Below are 22,739 nucleotides of genomic sequence, written 5' to 3'. Positions count from 1 at the left end.
CATATCGCATCGCACGAACGGACTGCTAGAATCTGGGTTGCCGTGGCCAGAGCCGAGCCGTCGGCCGGATAGTCGCCGGTTCTCTGGCCATGCCAAGATATGAGTCCGCAACATCCGGGCGAACAACCAAGTGCTTCATCGCCGCAGAGCGGTCAGCGGCACCAGGCTGCTCATGTCGCTCCGGCTCAAGCGCCGCATGTCTCCGACGCTTACGATCGCGCGCCGCACGCCCAGGATCCGCGTGGCCCCGGTTGGCGACAGAATGTCAGCGGTTTCTTCGGCGGATACTTCTGGTTCATCTTCAAGAACGTCATCGGCTGGATTTTCATCCTCGCTTCGCCCGTGCTGGGAATCACCATTCCGGGTCCGGGCGGGATTCCTATTTTCCTCATTGGCTTTGCTCTGGTCACGCTGCCGGGCAAGCGCAAGCTCACCAGCCGCGTCATGCGCGGACGCGGGCTGCCGCTGGAGATGCAGGTCTTTACGTTCCTGACCGCGCTGGCGGCGATCGTCGCCACCTGCATCGTCATGTGGATCGTCTCCAGCAAGGTCCTGTACCTGCTCAGCACGCTCAATCTGGACCCGAACAAGCAGGACGCCACCATCACCGCCATCATCGCCGGGCTTCTGGTCACGGGGCTGCTGACCATGGGTATCACCTGGCTGGTGATGCGTTTGGCGCTTCAGGTGCTAAACTATGTGCTGAAGGGAATGCCCATCCTGCGGCGCAAGGTGCGTCCGTGGCTGAGAAAGCATGGCCTGATCCTTCTGCCCTCGCGACGCAAGCGGCTGCGGGCGATCGCCGGCAACGGGCAAGCGGAGCAACTCGTGCAGCAGCAACCGGCCGCCATGGATGACGAGATCCTCCAGATCCACGAGCGCCACCATGAACGCCTGCGCGCTATCGGCATGGGGTTGCTGCTGTGGGCCAAACGCGCCATCGGCGTGGGCATCACCGTCGCCATCTTCGCCTGGATTCTCAAGCCGATCGTTCAACAGTGGCCGCAGGTCAAGGATCGGATACTCGAGCTCAGCCCGCTGCGATTTGCACTGGCCGCGGGGATGTTCGCCATCTTCCTGTTCGTCTTCCGGGCGCTGGTCTGGCGGATTATCGTTCGCAGCTTCGGGCACAAACTGCCGGTGGCGGCCGCGACCAGAATCTGGTCCACTTCCGAACTGGCCCGATACCTGCCCGGCGTGATCTGGCAGGTCGTCGGACGCGTGTATCTGGTTCGTCCCTACGGCGTCAGCGGCAGCGTCTGCGGAATCACCCAGATCCTGGAGTTGGCGATCTTCCTGCTGGCCAACATCTTCGTGGCGCTGGCGTGTCTGCTGTACTTCGGGATCAAGAACCTCGACGGTGCAGCACGCGGCTGGTTGTACGTGGCGGCGGCGCTGGTGCCCGCCCTGCTCCTGCTGCTGCACACCAGGGTCTTCTACGGCATCGTCAACGGCATCATGCAACGACTGGGCAAGCCACGGATCGTCCAGCGACTGCGCGGCTACATGCTCGTCGGGCTGCTGTTCTGGAATGTCCTGGGGCTGCTGTGGCAGAGCCTGGCCATCTTCATCATCGTGCAGCAGCCGCTGGCGCTGAAGTGGGACTGGTGGTGGGTCGTCGCCGGGGCGTACTGTCTGGCCTGGGTGGCGGGATTTCTGGCGTTCTGGGCGCCCGGTGGAATCGGCGTGCGGGAGATCGTCTTCATCGGCGCCATGCGCGTCATCCTTCCCCAGAGCATCCTGAACAGCACCCAGGGACTGGAAGGACTGCTCGGTTTGCTGGCCGTGCTGCTGCGACTGTGGGCCACCGCGGGCGAACTGATCGTCGCTTCCGTTGCCTATGGGTTGGACCTTCGCGGTGCGCTGGGATATCCCGACGCGCCCGGACGAGTCGCCTTGCCCCCTGCCAGTCAGCCCCAGCACGATGTGAAAGTCGGCGCGTAACCGCTATCCGACGGGTCAGAACACTCGCGCCAGCAGCGCAATGGCCAGACTGATGTACACCGCCCAAACCGCAAGCCCCACCATCCACACCACGATGAGGACCAGCCACGTGCCCGCCGAGCGCTTTGGCCGCGCGGACCCGGGCGCGGATGGATGCTCCAGCGGTTCAGGCAACTGCGGCATCACGTCTGGACACCGATCGGCTCAACACGCCCCTACGCCCGACCGTAACGACGCTTCAGTTCATCCAGCGACTTGACATCCGGCGGAAGCTGCGCTTCCTCGATGAGCATCACCGGAATGCCGTCGCGCACCGGATACCGCAGCCCTCCCTCCTCGGCCACGAGCCAGTCGCCTTCCTGTCGCAGGCGGCTGAGCGTCAGCGGGCAGCGGAGGATCTCAAGAAGCTGCGGGTCAATTGTCGTCGATTGGCTGCTTCCGTTGCTCTGACTCATCGTGGCTCCGCTTGCTGGCATCTGGCCGAATCAACCGCAACACCCATTGGCGGCTCCTTCTGGGAGACGCGCGCATACCAAAATCAACAACGCATCCTACTGTCTGCTCGGTGCTGTGGTAAACAACTCCAGGCAGTATAGCGCGTCCGCCAGCAGCATCAATGATACGCCATCCAACACCCCCGACGGACGGACCGTCGCCGCGTGCAGCACCTGCTCGGCCAGCAGGCGCGTGTTCGGATTCCACACGAACGCGAATGCGGCCCATGGCTGAGTCGTCGCGTGATCCGGCTGCGTCTGCTGCTGGTGGAACTCAGCATTCTGTGCCACGGCGCCAGCCAGCGTGCGATCTTCGGCCTGCACCGCATAACTCGCCGCCGCGTGCAGCAATACCAGCTCGTGATACCAGTGGGTTTCAGGATTGTCCGAAGCCGATGCCAGCAGGAAAGATCCCGTGCCGATCAGGTTCTGACTGCGGACGAGCTTGCCAAATGTATCCGAGGCCAGGTCTGTCCAGGCGTCACGCACAAACCGCTTGCCCGCCACGTGCAGCGCCAGCGCGATCCAGGCCGACTCGGTGGCGCTGGAACCCCGTCCGGCGGGCATCGGCTGGCTCGCAGGCCACTCGATCTGCCCCAATTCAGACTCCAGCAGATCGCACCATGGCCGCAGCCCTTCTTCCCACCGACCGAAGTCCGTCTGTGACAACATCTCGTAGACCAGCCCGAATGCCTGGAGCCACGAGTAGACCAGAAGCCCACGGTATACCGGTCGATGGTGTCCACTGCGATCGACCACCGCGATACTGGACAGCCGATCATTGAACGCCAGCTCGATCAACCGCGCCGCCGCCTGCTGATCGACGCCACGCGCATCGACGATCGCCTGCGCAAACACCACGCCGCGTTCCACCTGCACCACCGTGGCACTCTCGGCCTCGGGTACAAACACGCCGCCACTTCGCAGCAAGCCGCGAATCACCTCCGCGTAGCGGCGAAACTCAGCGACGGTCTGTGCAGCGTCGGAAGGCATGGCTTTGCTTCGAGACTGTGGGCTAACCCGCTGGTCAAGGTGTCCCTGATCCAGAGTGGCATCATATGGCCAAGGCTGGTCGATTTCGCACATTGGATATGGTACAAGACTAACACCTGCCGAACGAGCTTCGGCGTCTCTTGGCAGGCACTGGGAGTGCATCGCATGGACGCGACTTGGCTGGAGAAGTTGAACGACCAGCAGCGGCAGGCCGCCATCGCCGACCCGGCCAGGCCCCTGCTCATCATCGCCGGCGCCGGTACCGGCAAGACCAACACCCTGGCGCATCGCGTCGCCTGGCTCATCTCCCGGGGCACCAACCCCTCGCGGATCCTGCTGCTGACCTTCACCCGCCGCGCCGCTCACGAAATGCTCAAGCGCGCTGAATCGATCCTCGCCTCTGCGCCCCATCACCCCGCCGGCGCATCCGCCCATCTCTCGCGACTCTGGGGCGGAACTTTTCACGCCATGGCCAATCGACTGCTGCGGCTGTATGCCCCATCGCTGGGGCTGGGCCAGAACTTCACCGTTATCGATCGCTCCGACGCCGAAGATCTCATGCACGAGGTCCGCGCTGAGCTGGCTCTGGACAAGACCGATGTGCGATTCCCCCGCAAGGCCACCTGCATGGCCATCTACAGCCGGTGCGTCAACGCCGCCGAGCCGATCGAGGCCGCGCTGAAGGTCCACTTTCCCTGGTGCATCGCTTATCCCGAGCAGCTCAGGCAGCTTTTCCGCGCCTACGTCCAGCGCAAGCAGCGAGACAACATCCTCGACTACGACGACCTGCTGCTGTGGTGGTACCAGCTCATGCAGGACGACGCGCTGGCCGCTGACGTGCGGGCGCGATTCGACGCCGTCCTGGTCGATGAATACCAGGACACCAACACGCTTCAGGCACAGATTCTGTACAGGCTCTGTCCCGATGGTCGTGGGCTTACTGTGGTCGGCGACGATGCCCAGAGCATCTACTCTTTCCGCGCCGCCACCGTGCACAACATCCTGGATTTTCCCAGGGTCTTCCCCCATGCACAGGTGATCACGCTGGAACAGAACTACCGCAGCGTTCAGCCAATTCTCCACGCCACCAATGCCGTCATCGCGCTTTGCCCCAGGCGATACAACAAGGACTTGTTCTCCCGCCGGCTCAGCGACCAGAAACCCCGCCTGGTCACGCTCGTCGATGAGGACCAGCAGTGCGATTACCTCATCCGGCGCATCCTCGAACACCACGAGGCCGGCATCGCGTTGCGCAACCAGGCGGTCCTGTTCCGCGCCGCTCACCACAGCGACGCCCTGGAGGTCGAGCTGACTCGCCGAAACATACCTTTCGTCAAGTACGGCGGGCTGAAGTTCCTCGAAGCGGCACACGTGAAGGACGTGCTGGCGATCCTGCGCCTGGCGGAAAACCCCCGCGACACCACCAGTGCCTGGCGAGTGCTCCAGCTTCTCGACGGCTTCGGCCCGGCTCACACCCGACGTGCAATTCAGCACCTGGTCCAGCATCACGGCCAGCTCAGTTGCTTCCAGCACTTTTCGCCTCCGCCCGCCGCGGCAGGTCAGTGGCTCGATTTTCTCGCCATGCTCCTCGAGATCGCGCCGAACAACATGCCGCTTGCCCAGCAGATCGCCCGGGTCAAACGCTTGTATCTTCCGATCCTCGAAAAACGCTACGACCAGGCCCAGATCCGCAAGCGCGATCTCGACCAGCTCGAACAGATCAGCTCCAATTTCCGCTCTCGATCGGCGATGCTTACCGACCTCACGCTCGATCCGCCCGCCAGCACGCAGGACCTTGCCGGACCACCGCTGCTGGAGGAGGATTACCTCATCCTCTCGACGATCCACTCAGCCAAGGGTTGCGAGTGGGACGTGGTCTACGTTATTCACGCCGCCGATGGCAATATCCCTTCGGACATGGCCACAGGATCCGACGACCAGATCGAGGAGGAGAGACGGCTGTTCTACGTCGCACTGACGCGTGCCCGTGATTTCCTGGAAGTGTGCTTTCCGCTGCGCTACTACAAGCGACCCCGCGGCGTCAGCGACCGCCACAGCTACGCCCAGCTCACGCGATTCCTGCCCCAGACGATCCTGGATCGCTTCGAGCAGGTCAGCCTCCAGCCCGAACCTGCCGACAGCCAGCCGTCGCCGCCGCGCCTCGTGACCGCCGATATCCGCCAACGCATCGCCAGCATGTGGACATGACACCAAACCATATGTTCAGGCGCGGCGCTCGACGATCTCCACGCCCAGCGCCTCAGCCATCCTGCGGCAGGCTTCGGTCTCCTCCGGCGTGATGCACGCCGACTGTCGCGAGGCGTAGACGATCCGCCTCACGCCAACCTGTAGCAGCCTTCGAAAACACGCGGCGCACGGCTGACCGGTGATGTACGCCGTGGCGCCACGCAGGTCGCATCGCGCGAACGCCACCGCGTTGTCCTCGGCGTGGATGAACCAGTTGTACTTTTCCGGGCGTGTCAGCGGGACCATCTCATTGGGCAGCCCCGACACCGGGCCGTTATAGCCCGTGCTGATCACGCGCTTGTCCCGATCCACCAGCACGCAACCGTGCTTGGTGTCCGGGTCTGGCGAACGCCGGCTCACCTGCTCGGCCAGTGTCAGGAAATACTCGTCCCACGATGGTCGAGTTGTATTAGCAGTGGTCATGTGATTCATGCTGGTTGGCTTCAACCAGATTCGGCGACGGCCCAGAACCAGTCAAAGCTCGCGTCGATGGGGTAGGCCCACAGGTCGCCCATCTCTTGGCGAATGCGGCGCGTTCGACGTGAGGGCGGGCCGCCCTGCATGTCGAAAGCATAGCGTCGCAGCCTGCTGGGAAATCGCCACCAGAGTGGTGCGCCAACTGGTCCGGACGTAACCGGCCACATCTCGCGACACACCCGCGCGGCCGCCTGGAGCTTGGGATGTGACTGGGCTCGACGAACCAGTTCCGCCAGAGTCAGCGGATGCATGTACCCGTTCCCGCTCATCGTGAGGGCCATCCATCCGATCATGTAGCGCTCGTCCGAGCGCAAGCTAAAGGATTGGATCGGTTCAATCGAGAACGACCAACTCCCGAGGTGCAGGTTCCCATTACCACCATGCCCTTCGGTCGAGTTCATGTACTGTCGAAGCTCTTCGCGCATCGTTCCCAGGTCAATGACAGCGCGGTAGATGGGCCGATCGTGCCTGCTGAGCTCGGCAAGCGTATCATCCAGGCACCTCGATTCAAAGTAGATATGCCACTCAATATCCTGAACCCCGAACATGTTGCAACCCACCGGAACGTAGACAGAGGTACCCTTCACGTCCTGGTCGATCGCCTGTCCAAACTTGAGCTTCAGCGGTAAGAATGGCGGCTGATCGAAGATTTCCAGCTCGCGCAGACGGGCAATGAATTGACCCAGTTCCCGGCCGCGCACGATGGGCGGCTTGGTTGGGCGACAGAAGTAGAAGCTGGTGTAGAAAGACACGTCGCCAGTTCCCGGTCGCCACCACGTTGGCCCCGCAACGTGTGTGATCGACCACCTCTTGTCTGGTTAGCCCGCTCGAAGAACCGCCTCGGGACCGAACTGCTGACGCACGAGCCGGGCGTACAGGCCGCCGTTGCGCACCAGTTGCTCATGGTCGCCGGACTCGACGATCCGCCCGCAATCCAGCACGAAAATCCGATCGACATCCCGCACCGTGCTCAGCCGATGCGCGATGATGAAGCACGTCCGCCCCTCCATCAGCCGGCCCAGCGCCTCCTGCACGACCGCTTCACTCTGACTGTCCAGCGCGCTGGTCGCCTCGTCCAGAATCAGGATCCGCGGGTTCTTCAGAATCGCCCGCGCGATGCTGATCCGCTGACGCTGCCCGCCTGAGAGGTTCACCCCCCGTTCGCCAATTCGCGACTCGTAGCCGTCCGGCAGCATCGAAATGAATTCGTGGGCGTTGGCGGCTTTGGCGGCGGCGATCACCTCTGCGTCGCTGGCGTTGGGACGTCCATAAGCGATGTTCTCCCGGATCGTCCCGCTGAACAGGAATGAATCCTGCTGCACGATCCCGATCCCCCGTCGCAGCATCCGCAGCTTGTAGTCGCGAACATCGTACCCATCGATCAGGATCCGCCCGCACGTCACGTCGTACAGCCGCGGCAGCAGCGAAACCAGCGTGCTCTTGCCCGATCCCGACGGGCCGACCAGCGCCACGCGCTGCCCGGCATCAACCGTGAAGCTGATATCGCGCAATATCCACTGTCGCTCCTGATCCGCCGGCACACGGCGTTCCAGCGCCCGCAGCTCGGCCACCTCCTGCGACTGCTCCTCCAGGCTTACACGGCTCTCGTCGCTTTCGTCGTGATAGCTGAAGCTGACGTTCTCGAACACCACCTCGCCACGCTGCGGGATCATCGCCACCGCCTGCGGCTTCTCGACGATCTTGGGGGTGATGTCAAACACCTGAAACACCCGCTCGATCGCCGCCAGGCTCGTCTGGTAAACCACATTCACTTCCGCAAACCGCCGCACCGGAAAGTACATCACCGCCAGATACCCGATCGCCTTGACGACCTGCCCGGCGGTAATGGGGTCGGCGCCGCGCGGGTGCAGCACCAGCCAGGCTCCCACCGAAATCACAATCGTCTGCCCCAGATGCACGATCCCCTCGCTCAGCGCCGAGACCGTGTGCGCCAGGCTGCTCTGCTCCAGGACACGATCGTAGTGCTCCTCGGTATCCTCGCGGAATCGCTCGCTCTCACGCTCCTCGGCCGCATACGTCTTGACCAGCGATATCCCCGCCAGCCGCTCCTGAACATTCCCGCTGATCTTGCTGATCTGGCTCTGCACCCGCGCGCTGGCCTGCTTCACGCGCGGGTTGAGGTATTTGAACGTGATGATGTACAGCGGCATGATCGACAGCGCCGCCGCCGTCAGCGTTCCCGATATCTGCATCAGCAGCGCCACCCCGATCGTGATCGAGAACAGGTCCATCGCCACCGCCACCATCCCTCCGTTGATGAGCTGGCTGGCCTGCTGGATGTCGTTGATGATCCTCGAAACGATCGAGCCGGTTCGCTCCTTGGAATAAAAGTGCAGCGAAAGCTGGTGAAGATGGTCAAACAGGTCCTGGCGAATATCGCGAATCACCCGCCCGCCCAGCTTGGCTGTCAGGAAACCACGCCCGTAGGTGAACACCGAGTGCAGCACCGAGCAGACGATCCCCAGCCCGGCCAGAATCCACAGCCAGCGGATACGCTCGGCTACATCCGCGGAATACGGCGGCTTGACCTCGATCACCCGGTCGATCGCCGTCCCCGTCAGCCACGGAAACGTGTAGTTCATCCCGAACTTGCCGAAGCCCATCAGGATGGTGATCAGCAGCAGGGCTTTGTATTCAAGCGCGTAAGCGAGGAAGCGGCGAAAGTAATGGCCGCGACGGCCACTGGGTTTTGCTGTCATTGGATCCTTGCATCATATGCCGATCCGCCCGCCTGCGAAAGCCCCGGCAGCGCGGCACGACCACGCGCATAAAAAAGCGGCGGCCCGCCGGAAAGCGGACCACCGCTGCGGAGGAGGTTTCGCTCAAGGAACTCCCAGACCCTCCGTCGTGACGTCTGGGGAGATCCGCCGATGCATGGCCGATTACCGCGTGCTGCGGCCGCGACGCCGGCGTCCCAGCATCGCCGTCGCGCCCAGCACCAGCACACCCGCCGTCGCAGGCTCCGGAACCACGCCCGCCTGCACCGCCCGCAACGCTGCCACATACTCCCCGCCAAACTGCTGCGAGTGCTGTGCGATCAGCGCCTCGGCCAGAGGACCGGCCTGGTTGACGTACGCGTTGTCGATCAGGGCATAGTCCGTCGCGTCGATCACGCCGCTGTAGTCAAAGTCGCCATTGATCCAGCCGCTCAACGTGTTGACGTACCCGTTGTCGATCAGCGAGTAGTCGGTGGCATCGATCGAGCCACTGAGGTCGGCGTCGCCGAAGTACGTGAACTTCACCAGCACCTCGGCGGTGCTCAGCCCGCTCTCGCCGGCAAAGTCGGTGTAGATCGGCCCGCTGCCGCCGACCTGGGCCAGATCGTTCTTGATCACGCCCAGCCCGTACAGGAAGCTGCCGGCGGTGGTGTTCTGGACATTGGCCTGTGTGCTGCCGATGCCCGGCCCGCCCCAGTCGAAGTTCCCGCCGTTTTCCAGAGCCGACTTGATCCGGCTGGTGATCGTGCCCAGGTTGCCGTTGTTGACGACCAGGGCGTTGTTGTTCAGGTCCAGCCGCCCGGCGGTGCCGACGTTCAGCGCTGGCACGCGCGTCGTGCCGCTGGGGCTGTTGGCCGTGCCCTTGACGCTCACCTGCGCCACGCCGCCGTTGACCGTCAGCGTGCCGTTGGAGAACTTGTTGGCCACCAGCACGCCGTCGTTGACCGTCGTCCCGCCGGTGTAGGTGTTGGCTCCGGTCAGAACCCACTTGCCAGTGCCGCTCTTGGCCACGGCCAGCAGGCTGCCCGCGCCCACATCCGCCAGCACGCCGGCGATCGTGTTATTGCCGGTGTTGGTGCCGGTGAGGGTGAGGGTTCTGCTGGCGGCGGTTCCGGAAGCGACATGCGCCCCGGTGTTGGTGAACTGAATGGCGCCGGTGCCCGAGGCGTCGATGGTTCCACCGGAGTTGCCGACGGTGAACAGGCGGTTGGTGCTGCTGCCGCCGCCGGCATATCGCAGCGCCCCGCCGTTGATCACGAGGTTGGCCGCGTCAGCCGCCGAAGCGCCGATCGGGCTGGGCGAGCCGCCGTTGCCGATGCTGTTGACCGTGAGCGTACCGCCGTTGATTGCGGTCAGCCCGGTGTAGGTGTTGTTGCCGGTGAGGATCCACTGACCGCTGCCGGCCTTGGCCACCGCACCGCCGCCACTGATCACCGGGGCGAACGTATTGGCGCCGGTGTTGCTGCCGCCGAGGGTCAGCGTGGCGGCTCCGCCGCCGGCCAGCGCGCCGGTGTTGGTGAAGCTCACCGGGCCTGTGCCGTTGGAGTTGATCGTCACGGTTCCACCCGGAGCCGTGAACAGCCGATCCGTGCTGGAGCCGGCACCAACATAGTTCAACACGGCGTTGTCGATGCTCAGATTGCTCGCCGCCGACGAGCTGGCGCCCAGAGAGCTGGGCGAGCCGCCGTTGGCCAGGTTGTTCACCGCCACCGTGCCGCCGGTGATGTTGGTCACACCGGTGTAGGTGTTGGCCGCCAGGAGGCTGCCCGTGCCGGTGGTCGTCTTGTTGACGCCCCCCGAGCCAGCCAGGATTGCGCTGATCGTTCCGGAATTCAGCTCAACGCTGGAGGCGGTGACGGTGCCGGTGGTGCCGAGGACCGATCCGCCGGCCACGGTCAGCACGCCGAGCGTCTGATTGGTGGCGCCGATATTGAGAGCGCCACCGCTGACCGTGCCCGCCCCACCAGCAGGCAGCGCCCCATCCACAGCGGTCGTGAGCGTGCCGGCCGAGACAGTCGTGCCGCCCGTGTAGCTGTTGACCGCGCTGAGCGTGACGTTGGAGCCGGTGGTCTTGGACAGCGAGCCCGCGCCGGCCAGCGACGCGCTGATCGTGCCGTTGCGAACATCGAACGCGCCGGCAGTCAACGACGCTGCGCCGCCGCTGTTGATGATCGAACCATTGATCAGCGACACCGTGCCGACCGTCTGATTGAACCCGCCCAGGTCGAACGTCGTGCCGAAATCAACGATCAGGTTGGCCGTCGGGTTGAAGATGTTGCTCGTGCCCGCCGCCAGCGTCCCGCCAAAGATGTTGATCCCGCCGGTGAAGGTGTTATTGCCGGCCAGCACCAGCTTGCCCGCACCAACCTTCACGAGGCTGACGGTTCCGCTGGCGCCGTTGTCGGCGATGGGGGCGCTGATGGTCAGGGTGTTGCCGGCATTGGCGACGGCGGCGAACAGCGAGGCCGCAGCCGTGCCGTTGCCCGCGGTGAGCGAACCGGCGCCGCCGATGGTCGCGTCACTGGCGGCCAGAATGCCACCGGAGTTGATCGTCAACGACTGCCCGGCGGCGATCGAAACAGTGCCATTGGCGCCGAAGCGCAGCGAGTTGACCGTCGCCGACGCCGCAACCGTCGAGGTTCCCCCGGCCGTCAGGTTGACGTTATCCGTAGCCGCCCAGACGGACGGATCGGAGTTGGTCTCGCCGGGGGTGTGCGCGTAGGCCGCCACCGTGCCGCCGGAGACTGTCGCCCAGTTGGTTCCGTTGACCGTGGCCCACGGTCCGATGATGCCATTGACCAAAGTGGGGGCGGTGCTGAACGCGACATTGACGCCGGGCGCCAAGTCGAAATCGACCACACCATTGGTGCGAGCCAGGGACGCGAAGGTGATCGTGGCGTTGCCGCCGGAGCCGGCCGCGACCGTGCGAACGGTGCTGGCACTGGCGCCGGCGACCAGCGGCCCGGCCAGCTCACTGGTCGAGGCACTGAGGTTGCCGACGAACTCGAGGTTGCCGCCGTTGAGGGTGATCGTGCCATTGCTCAGTCGATCACCGTTGCTGGCGGCGGCGTTATCCAGCTTCAGCGTGCCAGCATTGAGGGTGAGCGATCCGCTGGCCGCGATGGCGCCGCTGGCTCCACCGAGCACCAGCGTGCCGCCGTTGACGGTGGTTCCGCCGGTGTAGGTGTTGTTGTTGGTCAGCGTGGTGGCGGCGGTGCCGATCTTGGAGATGCTGGTGGTGCCGGCTTCGCGGTTGGCGATCTTGGGAGCGATGGTCTCATCGGTGTTGTGTCCGCCGAACGCGAAGCTGCCGCGAAGCTCGGTCGAAGCTCCGCCAATGACCTTTCCGATCTGGTAGCCGCTCTGGTTGGTTTCCAGGATGCTCGTGCCGGTGCCCAGATTCCAGGTGGCATTGACCGAGCCGGCGCTGTTCTCAAGCACGACGTGGTTATTCAGTCCGCTGGGACCGTCCAGCAGCGAGAAGGTGCCGGTCACCGCCGCGAGGTTGGCGCCCAGACGCAGGCGGACGGCGTCCATGCGCATGAGGTTGAGGGTCACGCCCGAGCCCATGGTAATGGTGCCGTTCCAGGTTCGACTCTCGGCAATGGCCCCGCCAGACTCACTGACGGCGCTGCGGTTCAGCACCAGAGCGCTGTCGGACAACACGGTGATTACTCCAGCGAGGTTGGTGCTGGCGGGCTGGGTGTTGCCGGCGGTATTGATGTTGATCGCCAGCGTCCCGCCGTCGAGCGTTACGTTGGGCCGGTTGTTGTTGTTGAGGTTGGGCAGTGGCAGGGCGTCGTTCAGTTCCAGCGTGCCGCTGCGGATGATCGTGTTGCTGATGCCCTCAGCCAGTCCGGCGCCGGCGCGAGGCCGGATGTGCACCGTACCCTGAAATCCGGTGTCCAGCGTCAGGACGGTGTTGTGATTGGTTCCGAACGGCGTATTGCTGGAGACGCTGTTGCCGCCGGAGTCAAGGAAGTCACCGCTGCGCAGGAAGTAGTAGTGGGTGGTGCTGGTGCCTCCGATGAAGGTCATCGAGGAGGGGTTGAGGTTAGAGCTGGTCATGCGGATCGCCAGGCTCCCGTCGCCGGCGGCGAAAACCACGTCATCGCCGACGCTGTAGGCCACCGGGTTCCCGCCGCTGCTGAAGTTCAGCGTGCTGGTGTTCCACAGGTACAGGGGCTGGCCATCGGTGAAGATGCCCGGAACGCTGGGGCTGACGGTGTACGTGCTGCTGTTGGGATCGGCGATGGTGCCAAGCCAGGTGATCGTGGCGCCCTGGGCGCCGTGGTTGTATCCCACTACGCCGGCGACGGCGGATGCCAGCGCGGCCAGGGACAGGGCCTTGGAAGCTTTCCTCATCTGTTTCCTCCTGATCGATTGGTCGGTGGTGACGAATGGGTTACGTGTGCCGCTGCAACAACTGCTGCTGAGCATGTCTTGCTCCTCTCCGCGAAAAAGTGAGGTGTTTGAGTGCGAAGCTCTGGACTCCTGAAACGCGAGCCGATCGACGGCCCGGCGGATGTCCGGCCCGGTCAGAAGCGGGCATCCGCGCCCTGCCCGTCCGAGCCGAAGCCCGCACGGGCGGGAAAACCCACGGCGATCGTCGCGGCGGGCGGGTCGGTCACCTGTCCAACACCTGCCCAGGCCGCAACTGCTTTTGGTTCCCTAAATATGCCACGATCCTGCCGTCCTCCAAACGGTTGGGGCCTGGAAAACCAAGGCGAGTAAGCTCGCCCGGCCCCGCGCATCGTGAGCATTTTCCCGCCCTACCCACTACTCCGTTTCACCCACAAGAGACCGCTCATGCGACGGGCATGGCGCCAGTCCTTTGCCATGCCCGTCGTCATCATTTTTATCGAACCTCACTGCACCGGCGTGCCGTCGTCGTTGAAGTCGAGGTTGCCGGAATATTTCCTCTTCAGCGCGTCGGCACGGCTCATGAATTCGGCATGACCATCACAGAACGCAACGTTGCCACGGGTGTCCTTGGGCGCTACTTTCCGATCGACCAGAGTCTTGAGCTGGTGGCGACCGGCGATGATGTCCGAACCCTGTCCGTTGACAAAGTTGTAGTAGTTCGGCTTGAACGAACCATCGTTGATCGACGCCTCGTCCTCGCAGACCAGCAGCACGCGTTCGGAGGTGTTCTTGATTTTGGAGATGCTGCGCGCCCTGGAGCCGGGGCCGGTGCTGACCACGTACTGATTCATGCTGTAGCTGTAACGGTAGATCTTGTCAGGCGCGGCGTTTTTCCGCGATTCCAGATTGTCTGACGGGCAACGGAAGATTGCTTCCAGCCCCGGGGCGATCTCATTGGCCTCCTTGGGGGTGTTGTGCTCCAGGGGCTTGGCGCCGAGGTAGCGGGTTAACGCCGACATGGTGATGTTCAGGTCGGCCGCGCCGCTCATCGTGCGTCCGGTAATCGGGTCGATCTGCCGCTGCCAGGCGATCCAGTCCCAGGTGCCGGCTTTTGGGTTCCCCGAATTGTGCCAGGCCACACCGAACCCGCCGTGGGCGGGGAAGATGCCGCGGTTTTCCATCGCGTAGTTGACGGTTGCCTGGGCGATCTGCTTCATGTTGGACAGGCACTTGACTTGGCGGGCGCTTTCGCGGGCCTTGTTCAGGGCCGGCAGGAGAATGCCGATCAGCACGGCGATGATGCCGATGACCACCAGCAGCTCGACGAGGGTGAACCCGCCAACCGCACGCAGGTGGCGTCGGGAGCCAAAGGTGGAATGGGAAGACGACCGCCAGGATCTCATGGAAGACCTCCGTATCGCGAGGGCCGGGCCATGCTGGTCGTGCCCGGATTGCTCCGCCAGATTGCAGCCAATGGGGACCGGAAACCTGTGGTTTCCATCGCAAGCGGCCGCTGCGGCTGATGGTCGCCTCGGACGCGCTTGCCGTCGTCAGCGCGGATAGGCTCCGCCAGCTTCGACGTCCATGGGATTATACGGCGAGTTTGTGCAAACGATTTGCAGTTTTGCGTAATAGTTTTGCAATCCGGCGCACTACCCGCCGATCACGGCCTCAGCGCGACCGCCGATCCCGATCGGGCTGTCGCTGATCGCGCGATGATTCTTTCTTCTGCTGCTGGTCCGGCCCGGTAAGCTGCTCCAGCAGGTTCTCCAGGGGGTTGTCTGCGGGCTTTTCGCCTTCGGTGCCGCGCTGGTGCTGGCCGTCGCGACCTGCGCCGATCAGGCCGGGAATGACGTTGGCGGCGTTGTCCCGAATCGCCTTTTGAAGATCGAACTCGAGCTTGCTGGTCGTGCCCTTGAGTGGAATCGACGCGCCCTGCGGGAAGAACCTGCGAATGTCCCGCAGGAGCAGTTCCGGCGGAATATGCACGACAAAGTCACGCAGATCCTGGTTGGCCAGCCCCAGCCCGCCGGAGAATCGCAACGGCATGCCACGCAACACCTCGCGACCGGTGCGCTCGTCCTTGACCTGACGGGCGATCTCGATGACCAGGTTGGAATCGGCCTGCCCGTTGCCGATCGTGACCGTGCTCGGCGGAATGCGCCCGCGAATGCCGCCGGTGCCAAGATCCACCGCTGATGAGATCACCCTCGGCACCACGCCGTCCAGATACAGCTCATCGACGGCAATGACGATCTTCGCCCTGGCATCCTGCTTCCTGGCGATCAACTCGCCCAGCGGCACACGCTCGCACTGCTCAACGGTCAGGCTCATCTTGCCGCTGGCCTGGGTGGCGTTGCTGAACACCACCGCGCCATACTTGCCCAGCGCACTGGCCAGCACGGGGTTCAACGCCGCGTCCTTGAGAATGACCTTGTTCTTCGGGACCGTCACCAGCGGATCAGGCGATGTGAAGTCGATCGTGATGCCATCCAGATCTCCCGTCCCGCCGTTGACCACGAATGGCTTGCCGGTGATCGTCGCCACGCCCTGGCGCATCCTGATCCCCGCATCCAGCCTGTCGATGCTCAGCCCCATCGCTTCCAGGTGCTCGACTGCAATCCCGCCGTCGGCGTTGAGCGAAGCGATCGATTCGGCCAGCGCAGGTCTGGCAGGAAACGCCCCGCTCAGCACGAACGTCCGCTCGTACTTTCCGGCGATTTTCACGTCCTTGTAGTTCTGCTGCTGCTCGGGCGAGAGCATCGGGTACAGGATGGTCCAGAGCCTGGCCAGATCGTAGCTGAGTTGAAGCCGCGTGCCCTGGGCGATCAGACGGGCGCCGCTCCAGTCGTTGACTCCTCCGACCAGCTTCACCGCCAGCGCCTGGCTTTGCGGCATCTCGATGCTCAGGTTCGCGATGCGCAGGACCTGCTTTGGCAGGTTGAGTGCGATGTCGTTGCGCACGGCGATACGGTCTTCGGTGAATGCGGGACGATTATCCTTCCCCAGTACCTGGAACTTCGTCACGTCGATCGAGCCGTTGAGCGTGGTGACATCGCCCCGGGTGCCAAGCTGCTGCGCGAGCTGATACGCGCCGCGGTAGGGCAGCTCCGGACCGCCCTGAAGCACCGCCAGCAGCGGCGTGGCGTCTTCGATCGTGCCGGAAGCCCTGATCGCGCCGGCATAGCTCGCCTGCCTGCCGAGCGGATCGGTAATGACGATTGGCTCGGACATCGAGAGCGTCGCGATACGCAGGTCGCCACTGAGCTGGTCCACCTTGATCGCTTCGATCTTGTCCGTCCCCTGTAAGGAGGCGGCGAGTTGCAGCGTGATCGGCGTGTTGCGGTCAAAGTGGTAGTCGGCTGCGCCTCGTCGCACGCCCAGGTCGCGGATGTGCGCTTCGCTGAGGTTCAGCCTCGTCGTCTTCGACGCCGCGTCGCGCGCGATGCTGACCTTCACCGCCGCATTCCCGCTGGTGATCTGAAGCGGCGGCAGCGGCTGCGTGCCCTGGACAACCGGCTCGGCGGGGGCCGGCGGAGCGATTGCACTGGCCAGCGCGTACAGCTTGGGCACGCTCGGCACGGCGGCCTGGACGTTGGCCGACTGCACCATCTCCAGCAGCGCGCCGGCCAGCGACAGCTTCACATCCGCCAGATCGACGTTCGCAAACGAGCTGCCGAGCCTCCCGCTGGCGACGATCGGCGCCGCGCCCTTCAGATCGTCCGGGGCGCTGGCGGTCAGCGCGATGGTCAACTGCTCGTTGTCGATCGCGTTCTTCCCGCCGGCCTGAATTGTCAGCGCAGAGATCTTTGCGTCGAACTGAATATCGGTCTGCGGCCTGTCGGCTTTGACGAGCGTGATCGTGCCGTCAAACAGCCCGCTGCGAAGCTGTGGCTGATCGGGTGCCGGCTGTGCCCCGAACGCCTGGGCGATGCTCGAGAGCCGCGCAAGGTTGGCGGCCAGCGAGACGACGCCACTGCCGCGCAGCGCCGCGTTCTGACCCGTGCCCATGGCAAATGTCAGCGGCGCATCGCCGGCCTTGGCGAGCTTGAACAGATCGCTCTCGGTCGCGACGCTGAGCTCCGTGAGCGATGCCCCGATGCCCGGCTGGATCATCACGTTGCCGTTGATTGATCCGCGGATCACCTCGCGGTTGAGCACCCGCCTGCCGTCCCTGCTGAGCGTCAGGCTCGGCACGGAAAACGCCAGCGGACGCGCCAGCGAAATCGTCTTGCCGTCGAACGTGCCGGCTGCGTTGGCGTAGATCGCCCCCGACTCGATGTTGATCTTCTGCTGCGCCAGCGCCGGAACCAGCGCGCCGTATTGCTGTTGAAGCCTGGCCAGGCTTGTGACGGCAAATCGTTTCAGCTCGAACCACGGCGCCTTCACGCCGGCCGGATCGGACAGATCGATGTTCGCATTGGCCTGGAGATCCAGCAGCGGCGACGCCGGATCGCCCGCCAGAACCTGGAGATATCCGGATTCGATTCCCGCCAGCGCGCCGCGGCTGCGCAGGAGTTTGCCTGAGGCATTGACAGCCAGCCGATCCTGATCGATCGGCTGCTCCAGCACGCCAGCGATCTTCACGTTCTGAACCGTGGCGTTGGCGGTGGCGGTGACGGGTGTGGACTCATCGGTCAGGTCGCCATCCGTGCCGACATTGAACTCGCCGGTGCCGGCCAGTTGGATCCGGCCCATATCGACGAACTGGCTGAGCTCGCTGTGCATGCGCCCCAGATCGAAGTTGCCGGCGAAACCGAGCTTGGCCAGCGATTCCCCGCCGCCGGTGACCTTGGCGAAAGCGCTGTCGATCGCCAGCTTCAGGTCGCGAATGTTGGGGATTGGCTTTGCGGTCGGGATGGCGGCGGCATCGACGCTCACCGTAATCGGCTGAAGCTGCACCTGCCGCCCATCGCGCGTGCCGGTAGCAAAGGCGTTGAGCTTCTTGGAAACGATGACACGATCGGGAAGGAACGTGAAATTGGCGTTGGCATGAACCTCGCCGCCCGTGATCGCCACGCCCGGCTGAAGCTGCAGCGTGTGTCTGAGCTGATTGGCCAGATCCGCGACGCCGGGCACATCCACGTTGATCGTCAGGCTGCCGCTGCCGCCGGGCGCGCGTCGGTCGGCAAGATTGAGCAGCGCCTGCTCGGGGACCTGCCCGGCGAGCGTGATCGTCGCCTGATCCGTCGCAACGCCGAGCTTCTCGATCCTGATCAGCGTCGTGTTCGCGTCAAGTTCAGTGCGCGTGATCTGGATCGGGATCGCCAGCCTGGAGGTCCGGTAGGTATCGCCTTTGAGCGGGCCGCCCGCAAAGAGCAGGCTGTCCGCGATGATCTGGCCGTTGCCGCTCAGGCCGCTCAGGCCTTTCACCTGCGCATCCAGCGCGCCGTTCAGCACGCCCGCGAGCTTCACATCCTCCCAGATCTTCCTCAAGAACGGCTCGGCCGCGGCGAGCTGCACGTTCGCCAGCGAGATCTTCAGGCTCGCGACGAGCTGTTCGATGTTCGGCAGGTTGTTCTCGATCGCATCGACGGTGCCGCTGATTTCGATCGTGCTCTTGCGCTCATCGTTGCCGACGTGGTACGCGAGCTTCACCGCGTTCTCGATCGGCCTGTTGATGTCCGGGATGTTCACCACGACACTGCTGGGATCAACGTGCACCGGCGGCGCGCCCGCCGGACCTTCCAGCGTGCCCTGATGGATGTTGATCGTGAGCTTGCCGCTGATGTCCGGCAGCTTCGTCGGTTGCGTCGATGCCGGCTCGGGGGTCGCGGCCGACGTCCTGGCGAGCTTCTCGAAATTCGTCCGGCCCTGCTCGTCCACACGCACGACAAACGATGCGATCTCGACGACGTTGTCGTTGCCCAGTGCAAAGTTCTGCTTCGCCGCGTTCAGCAGCGACACGCCCAGCCTGATCCGCGGCACGTCCAGGATCAGCCGGTTCTGCTCGTCGTAGACTCTCACGCCGCTGACGTCGATCGGCGAAAACCACCCCAGCGACCAGTCAGCGATCTGCACCGTGCCGTTGAGGTTGTTGTTGATCTGTCCGACGATCACGGAGCGCACGGCGGCGGTGCTGGCGATCGTCGGCGCCAACACCACCAGTCCCGCAAGCAACAGCAGCAGCACCAGAATGACCCATGGCCAACGACGACGCTTCCTGCCCTTCGGCGTTTTCGGCTGATCGTCTTGAACACCGGCGGCTTGCCGGGGTGGAGTCGGCGGCGGTGAAGAAGACGGCGAGTTCGTCGGGTCTTGCGACATGTCAATCCCTTGGTGCGATTGCAGCTTCGGCGCAGCGCGAGCCGCGCGCCTCAGAACATATTCGATCGGCCACTCGTCGCAAGCGCCGCAACCGGAGGAACTACTTCAACGGCGCAAGCAGATACGTGCCCTGGCGGGTGAGGATCCAGCTCTTGGCGGAGCGCTCGATCCTGTCGGGCGATGGGACTTGGCCGGCCGGACTGCCATGATTCGGTGAATCCTTGGAGTTGGGTCTGATCGAGTTGGGCCGAACGCCCGCGCCACCGCCGGTGCCGAAGTCCGCCCCGCCGACGAACCCCAGCGATTCGCTGGTCACGACCGGGAATCGAGTCAGGCTCAGAAGGCGAGTGTGATCGGCGCGCATGTTCAGCGTCACGTACTTACGATCATGCGAGACCACCGCCTGCGCGTCCAGCAGCACGCCGCTGCGCACGACCGCCGGCTCGGGGTCGTAGGCAATGACCCCGCCGCCAAAAAATGGCGGCTGCGGCTGCGCCAGCGCCGGCGACGCGCTCAGCACCACGCCAGCCAGCAGAACCACGCCAAGCCAAGTCCTTCGCTGCATACGCCGTACCTCCGCATGTCTGGAATCAGCCTGCACGGAGCGCGACGCCCGTGACACGGCGTGGCCTCTGTACAACATCCCCATGTTACCGCCGCTGCATCCGCCCGGGGGATGCCAATAAGATCCTATCCCGCCAGGTGACACTGTCGCTAACACCACAGACACACGTGGCCGATAGTACGTTGGGATCGTACGCGCCCGGCATGGGCCGGGTCTCACAGCATCTGTGTCGCGGAGGAGCCAAAGTGAATTACGGCAAAGCAGTTGTGTGCGGCGGGGGCGGGTTCATCGGCGGACATCTTGTCGCGGACCTGTTCGACAGGGGCTATCAGCATGTCCGCGTCGTGGACATCAAGCCACTGGACCAGTGGCATCAGGTCCATCCCCAGGCCGAGAACATCGTCGCGGACCTGAACCTCCGCGACAACGCGTTCCACGCCGTCAAGGGAATGGACGTGGTCTGGAACCTGGCATGCAACATGGGCGGCATGGGATTCATCGAAAACAACAAGGGGCTGTGCATGATCAGCGTGCTGATCAACACGCATCTGCTGCTGGCCGCCAGGGAATTCGGCGTGAAGCGATACTTCTACGCCTCCAGCGCCTGCGTCTACAACGCCGACAAGCAGAAGGACAAGTCGGTGCAGGTGTACCTGAAGGAAGAGGATGCGTACCCGGCGATGCCCGAGGACGGCTACGGCTGGGAGAAGCTGTTCAGCGAGCGGATGTGCCGCCATTTCCGCGAGGATTTCAGGGTCCCCACGCGGGTGGCGCGCTTTCACAATGTCTACGGCCCGTATGGCACCTGGGAAGGCGGCCGCGAAAAGGCCCCCGCCGCCATCTGCCGCAAGGTCATCCACGCCAAACACACCGGGCAGCACGAAATCGAAATCTGGGGCGACGGGCAGCAGACACGCTCGTTCATGTACATCAGCGACTGCCTCAAGGGCATCCACCTGATCACCGACAGCGACACCTGGCACGATCCGATCAACCTCGGCAGTGCCGAGGGCGTGACGATCAATCAACTTGTCGATATTGTTGAGGACATCGCGGGCATCAAGCTCAAGCGAAAGTACAACCTCAATGCCCCCAAGGGCGTCAATGGACGCAACAGCGACAACACCCTGATCAGGAAAATCTTCAACTGGGAGCCGGACACACGCCTGCGGGATGGCATGGAGAAGACCTACGCCTGGATTTACGATCAGTACATGGCCAAGTACGGCCGAAAGCTCAAGTCGGCATGATCGATCTGAAGTGACAACCGCCAGAGTGACAACCGCCGGGACCGAGCACCTCGCCGCGCCGGCGCCGATGAGGCGACCGGACCTGCGCACGGGTCTGCGCCGCCGGCCCACCCGAGGCACGTTGCTGATCTTTAGCCAGGTGTTCGTGCCCGATCCGGCCAGTGTCGGGCAGCACATCGCGGATGTGGCCGCGGAGATGGCCCGTCGCGGATACCGCGTGCGCGTCTACACCGCCAACCGCGGGTATGATGATCCGACCCGCAAGTACCCGCCGCGGGAAATCCTCCGCGGGATCGACGTCCGTCGGCTTCCGCTGTCCAGCTTCGGCAAAAAATCTCTGCTCACCCGCGTCATCGGAACCGCCAGCTTCATGATCCAGGTCATCTGGCGCGGGCTGTTCACGTTCAACCTTTCGGGCGTGTTGTTCAGCACCTCCCCGCCGCTGATCGGCTTCGCCGCCACCGTCATACGCATCTTTCGCACCGTGCCCACCGCCTACTGGGCCATGGACCTGAATCCCGATCAGCTCATCGCCCTGGGCAAGCTCACGCGCGATCACCCCATTGCGGCGTTCCTGGAAAGCGCCAACCGGATGATCCTGCGCAATGCCTCGCTGATCGTCGCGCTGGATCGCTTCATGGCCGAAAGGCTCTACCGGCGCGGCAATTTCCGAGACAAGCTGGTGATCATCCCCCCCTGGCCCCACGAAACCTTCGTCGAGCCCGTGCCGCACGACGCCAATCCGTTCCGCGCCAAACACAACCTGGCGGGAAAGTTCGTCATCATGTACAGCGGCAATCACAGCCCCAGCAACCCGCTGGACACCCTGCTCAAGGCCGCCGTGCGGTTCAGGGATGATCCCCGGCTGGTGTTCATGTTCATCGGCGGGGGCATCGGCAAAAAGGATGTGGAGGACTTCATCCGCGAGAACCAACTGAGCAACTGCATCTGCCTGCCCTACCAGCCGCTGGAGGATCTGCGCTATTCGCTGTCGGCGGCGGATGTGCACGTGGTCAGCCTCGGGCAGAACATGGTCGGCATCATCCATCCCTGCAAGGTCTACGGGGCGATGGCGGTCGGCCGGCCGGTGCTTTATTTCGGCCCGCGCCCCAGCCACATCGCCGACCTGCTGGATCAGCACAACTTCGGACTGCACGTCAGCCACGGCGACATTGACGCCGCCGTCGCCGCCATCGACCGGCTCCGCAACACCGACCCGCAGGTTCTGGCCCACATGGGACGCATCGCCCAGAACGTGTTGCACCAGCAGCTCAGCCAGGAACTGCTGTGCGGGCGATTCTGCGATGGACTGGAACTGATCCTGCGGTAAAGTTGCCTGAAGGCTTGCGGAGAAGTTCACAAGTCTGTGGAGACATCCATGAGGTGTGTTCTTCTGTTG

Annotated in this window: 14 protein-coding genes; 4 read left to right on the top strand and 10 right to left on the bottom strand. The window is 64.0% G+C overall.

The window, feature by feature from the left end:
* Positions 1-99 precede the first annotated feature (99 nt).
* Positions 100-1,944 (top strand): lysylphosphatidylglycerol synthase domain-containing protein, encoded by a 1,845-nt coding sequence (locus ACQS5P_RS17485; RefSeq protein WP_428937907.1) that lies wholly within the window; start codon positions 100-102, stop codon positions 1,942-1,944.
* Between the two features lie 15 nt (positions 1,945-1,959).
* Here the strand turns inward: ACQS5P_RS17485 and ACQS5P_RS17480 are convergent, their stop codons facing one another.
* The 3 genes from ACQS5P_RS17480 to ACQS5P_RS17470 all read right to left on the bottom strand — a co-directional run bounded on the left by ACQS5P_RS17480 (position 1,960) and on the right by ACQS5P_RS17470 (position 3,431).
* Complete coding sequence (locus ACQS5P_RS17480; protein ID WP_428937906.1) at positions 1,960-2,127, bottom strand: hypothetical protein; 168 nt, start codon at positions 2,125-2,127, stop codon at positions 1,960-1,962.
* 32 nt (positions 2,128-2,159) lie between these two features.
* Positions 2,160-2,399 (bottom strand): Trm112 family protein, encoded by a 240-nt coding sequence (locus ACQS5P_RS17475; protein WP_428937905.1) that lies wholly within the window; start codon positions 2,397-2,399, stop codon positions 2,160-2,162.
* Positions 2,400-2,495: 96 nt separating this feature from the next.
* Positions 2,496-3,431 carry a hypothetical protein gene (locus tag ACQS5P_RS17470; protein WP_428937904.1) on the bottom strand — a complete coding sequence of 312 codons (936 nt, stop codon included), beginning with the start codon at positions 3,429-3,431 and terminating at the stop codon, positions 2,496-2,498.
* A 165-nt stretch (positions 3,432-3,596) separates the two neighbouring features.
* On the opposite strand from ACQS5P_RS17470, the gene ACQS5P_RS17465 reads away from it, so the two are divergent.
* Positions 3,597-5,639, top strand: a complete 2,043-nt coding sequence (locus tag ACQS5P_RS17465) for an ATP-dependent helicase (protein WP_428937903.1) — start codon at positions 3,597-3,599, stop codon at positions 5,637-5,639.
* A 15-nt stretch (positions 5,640-5,654) separates the two neighbouring features.
* Here the strand turns inward: ACQS5P_RS17465 and ACQS5P_RS17460 are convergent, their stop codons facing one another.
* The 7 genes from ACQS5P_RS17460 to ACQS5P_RS17430 form a co-directional block, all read right to left on the bottom strand.
* Positions 5,655-6,101, bottom strand: coding sequence for a deoxycytidylate deaminase (locus ACQS5P_RS17460; RefSeq protein ID WP_428937902.1), 447 nt, complete (start codon positions 6,099-6,101; stop codon positions 5,655-5,657).
* A 20-nt stretch (positions 6,102-6,121) separates the two neighbouring features.
* Positions 6,122-6,907 carry a hypothetical protein gene (locus ACQS5P_RS17455; protein ID WP_428937901.1) on the bottom strand — a complete coding sequence of 262 codons (786 nt, stop codon included), beginning with the start codon at positions 6,905-6,907 and terminating at the stop codon, positions 6,122-6,124.
* Between the two features lie 66 nt (positions 6,908-6,973).
* On the bottom strand, positions 6,974-8,875 hold the full coding sequence (locus ACQS5P_RS17450; protein WP_428937900.1) for an ABC transporter ATP-binding protein: 1,902 nt from the start codon (positions 8,873-8,875) through the stop codon (positions 6,974-6,976).
* A gap of 183 nt (positions 8,876-9,058) precedes the next feature.
* Positions 9,059-13,333 (bottom strand): beta strand repeat-containing protein, encoded by a 4,275-nt coding sequence (locus tag ACQS5P_RS17445; RefSeq protein ID WP_428937899.1) that lies wholly within the window; start codon positions 13,331-13,333, stop codon positions 9,059-9,061.
* Positions 13,334-13,761: 428 nt separating this feature from the next.
* Complete coding sequence (locus ACQS5P_RS17440) at positions 13,762-14,661, bottom strand: DUF1559 domain-containing protein (RefSeq protein ID WP_428937898.1); 900 nt, start codon at positions 14,659-14,661, stop codon at positions 13,762-13,764.
* 268 nt (positions 14,662-14,929) lie between these two features.
* Positions 14,930-19,390, bottom strand: coding sequence for a hypothetical protein (locus ACQS5P_RS17435; RefSeq protein ID WP_428937897.1), 4,461 nt, complete (start codon positions 19,388-19,390; stop codon positions 14,930-14,932).
* A 235-nt stretch (positions 19,391-19,625) separates the two neighbouring features.
* Complete coding sequence (locus tag ACQS5P_RS17430; RefSeq protein WP_428937896.1) at positions 19,626-20,090, bottom strand: hypothetical protein; 465 nt, start codon at positions 20,088-20,090, stop codon at positions 19,626-19,628.
* A gap of 203 nt (positions 20,091-20,293) precedes the next feature.
* On the opposite strand from ACQS5P_RS17430, the gene ACQS5P_RS17425 reads away from it, so the two are divergent.
* Together ACQS5P_RS17425 and ACQS5P_RS17420 are read left to right on the top strand one after the other, a co-directional pair.
* Complete coding sequence (locus tag ACQS5P_RS17425; RefSeq protein ID WP_428937895.1) at positions 20,294-21,340, top strand: NAD-dependent epimerase/dehydratase family protein; 1,047 nt, start codon at positions 20,294-20,296, stop codon at positions 21,338-21,340.
* Positions 21,341-21,350: 10 nt separating this feature from the next.
* Positions 21,351-22,670 (top strand): glycosyltransferase family 4 protein, encoded by a 1,320-nt coding sequence (locus tag ACQS5P_RS17420; protein WP_428937894.1) that lies wholly within the window; start codon positions 21,351-21,353, stop codon positions 22,668-22,670.
* The last annotated feature ends 69 nt before the right edge of the window (positions 22,671-22,739 follow it).

The sequence above is a fragment of the Fontivita pretiosa genome (genome assembly GCF_050410795.1).
Classification (GTDB): Bacteria; Planctomycetota; Phycisphaerae; order Tepidisphaerales; family Tepidisphaeraceae; genus Fontivita; species Fontivita pretiosa.
Note: the sequence above shows the minus strand (reverse complement) of the source record. Positions and strands in the feature narration are given on the sequence as shown.

What these genes read in the sequence shown, in the direction of transcription:
- ACQS5P_RS17475 (WP_428937905.1), bottom strand. Translation starts at nt 2,399, where the DNA reads ATGAGTCAGAGCAACGGAAGCAGCCAATCGACGACAATTGACCCGCAG.
- ACQS5P_RS17430 (WP_428937896.1), bottom strand. Translation starts at nt 20,090, where the DNA reads ATGCAGCGAAGGACTTGGCTTGGCGTGGTTCTGCTGGCTGGCGTGGTG.
- ACQS5P_RS17465 (WP_428937903.1), top strand. Translation starts at nt 3,597, where the DNA reads ATGGACGCGACTTGGCTGGAGAAGTTGAACGACCAGCAGCGGCAGGCC.
- ACQS5P_RS17445 (WP_428937899.1), bottom strand. Translation starts at nt 13,333, where the DNA reads ATGCTCAGCAGCAGTTGTTGCAGCGGCACACGTAACCCATTCGTCACC.
- ACQS5P_RS17425 (WP_428937895.1), top strand. Translation starts at nt 20,294, where the DNA reads ATGGGCCGGGTCTCACAGCATCTGTGTCGCGGAGGAGCCAAAGTGAAT.
- ACQS5P_RS17480 (WP_428937906.1), bottom strand. Translation starts at nt 2,127, where the DNA reads ATGCCGCAGTTGCCTGAACCGCTGGAGCATCCATCCGCGCCCGGGTCC.
- ACQS5P_RS17460 (WP_428937902.1), bottom strand. Translation starts at nt 6,101, where the DNA reads ATGACCACTGCTAATACAACTCGACCATCGTGGGACGAGTATTTCCTG.
- ACQS5P_RS17450 (WP_428937900.1), bottom strand. Translation starts at nt 8,875, where the DNA reads ATGACAGCAAAACCCAGTGGCCGTCGCGGCCATTACTTTCGCCGCTTC.
- ACQS5P_RS17485 (WP_428937907.1), top strand. Translation starts at nt 100, where the DNA reads ATGAGTCCGCAACATCCGGGCGAACAACCAAGTGCTTCATCGCCGCAG.
- ACQS5P_RS17440 (WP_428937898.1), bottom strand. Translation starts at nt 14,661, where the DNA reads ATGAGATCCTGGCGGTCGTCTTCCCATTCCACCTTTGGCTCCCGACGC.
- ACQS5P_RS17470 (WP_428937904.1), bottom strand. Translation starts at nt 3,431, where the DNA reads ATGCCTTCCGACGCTGCACAGACCGTCGCTGAGTTTCGCCGCTACGCG.